Source organism: Pseudooctadecabacter sp. (assembly GCF_020627745.1).
GTDB lineage: Bacteria > Pseudomonadota > Alphaproteobacteria > Rhodobacterales > Rhodobacteraceae > Octadecabacter.
Map to the genome: position 1 here is coordinate 2,516 of NZ_JAHDGE010000053.1, position 2,092 is coordinate 4,607.

A 2,092-nucleotide genomic window follows, 5' to 3' on the forward strand; every position below is an offset into this window, starting at 1 on the left:
GACGCGCCGGATGACACGGACATTCAGGAGGCGTCTGCCGCGCCGCACCCCGTTGAAGGGGAAGCGAGCGCAGAGGGGGATGAGCCGCCAAAGACCGGCCCTGTTCTGACCGATCTGCGGTTCGAGCCTGATGGAAGCTTTGCCCTGTTTGGCCGCGACACGCCGGGGTCTGTCGTGTCTGTCCAAGTGGACGGGCGGGAGGTGGAGCAGCTGCAGACCGGGTCTGACGGTGTGTTTTTCTATCTGGGTTTGCTGGGCTTTTCGGATGTCGCGCGGGTGGTGTCGGTGATCGGTGATCCCGGCGGGGCCGCTCTGCCTGCGGATCGCACCTTTGTTCTGGCCGCAAACCCCGCCCCTGTGGTTGTGGCTGAGGCTGTCGCGGACCCTGTGGATTTGGTGCAGGATGCGGGCGACGCGCCGGATGTGGCCGAGGCGGACGGCGGCGGGGCTGCCCCGTCGGAGGACACAGCGGACACAGGCCGCGTGGTTGCGGCGGATGCCGGTGCCGCGCCCCCGAGTGCGCCCGAGCCTTCGCACGCCGCCAGTGTGCCCACTGCAACCGAGGCGCAAGCGCCCGATGCTGGGGATGCGCCCCAGCCGCAGGCGGACGTCGGGGCGCCCCCGCAGGCGCCTGCGTCCCCTGCTATTCTGGCGCTGACAGACGACGGGGTGGATGTGGTGCAGCCTGCGATATCCGACCGGTCGCCGGAGGTCATGTCGAATGTGGCCCTGGACACGATCACCTATGCCCCTGACGGGGATGTGGTGCTGGGCGGGCGCGCCTTGGGGGAGGGGTTCGTGCAGGTTTATGTGAACAACGCCCCCGTCAGCCGCCTGACGATCGAGGATGACGGCACATGGCGGGGTGATCTGCCGGATGTGGACAAGGGCGTCTATACCTTGCGGATTGATGAGGTCGACGCCGAGGGCGATGTCGTCAGCCGGATCGAGACGCCTTTTCTGCGCGAAGACCCTGACACGGTGGCTCAGGTTCTGGCCGACGAGGTGGACAACCCCGATTTTACCGTCGCCACGCGCACGGTGCAGCCGGGGGCCACGCTTTGGGCCATTGCCGAGGAACGTTATGGCGCGGGGGTTCTTTATGTCACCGTGTTCGAGGCCAACCGCGACCGCATCCGCAACCCTGATCTGATCTATCCCGGACAGGTCTTTGTTTTGCCTCAGGACAGCAATTGAGCGACAGGCGCGGTCTGCCCGGGCGGGCGCTGGAGTGGCACCGCGCCGGTCGTCCGGTGGCTGTGGCCACGGTCGTTGAAACCTGGGGGTCTGCGCCGCGTCCTGTGGGATCGCAGCTGGTGATTGACGGGGAGGGGCGGATGGAAGGCTCCGTCTCGGGCGGCTGCGTTGAGGGTGCTGTGATTGTCGAGGCGCTGGAGGCCATGGAAGACGGGCGCGCGCGGCTGCTGGACTACGGCGTCAGCGATGATGAAGCCTTTGCCGTGGGGCTGGCCTGCGGCGGGCAAATCCGTGTGATGGTCGAGCCGGTGGGCGGGGCCATGCCCGTGGCGGTGCTGGAGGACTTGGCCAACCGGCGCGCGGCAGGCGACCCCGTGGCCTATGTGGCTGATCTGGTCGGTAAGGCGCGTCGGTTGGAGGGGCCTGCCACCTATCCCGACAGGTTCCGTCTGGACCGGTCGGGCGTTGAACCTGATGGGCGCACGTTCGTGGCCATTCACAACCCGCCCTTGCGGATGGTCGTCGTCGGCGGGGTGCATATCGCGCAACACCTGCTGCCTATGGCACGCGCCTGCGGCTATGACGTGACGCTGGTGGACCCGAGGCCCGCCTTTGGATCGCCCGAGAGGTTCCCCGACACGGTGATTTCTGACGATTGGCCCGATGAGGCGCTGCAGGCTATGGGGCTGGACGCGCGCACGGCGGTCGTGACCTTGACCCATGATCCCAAACTGGATGACCCCGCGATTGAGGCTGCGCTGCAGTCGCCGGTGTTTTATCTGGGCTGTCTGGGGTCCACGCGGACCCATGCGAAACGTGTGGCACGTTTGCAGGCGGCGGGGTTCGGGGAGGATAATATCGCGCGCATCCATGCGCCCGTGGGGCTGGACATTGG

2 protein-coding genes are annotated in these 2,092 nt (G+C 67.1%); both read left to right on the forward strand.

Annotated features, from left to right (window positions below; translation table 11 throughout):
* A partial coding sequence (locus QZ653_RS14135) for a LysM peptidoglycan-binding domain-containing protein (RefSeq protein ID WP_296421007.1) occupies window positions 1-1,197 on the forward strand: 1,197 nt, incomplete at its 5' end.
* Window positions 1,194-2,092 (forward strand): XdhC family protein (locus QZ653_RS14140; RefSeq protein WP_296421009.1); only part of this gene is annotated, 899 nt, incomplete at its 3' end. The genes QZ653_RS14135 and QZ653_RS14140, both read left to right, overlap by 4 nt.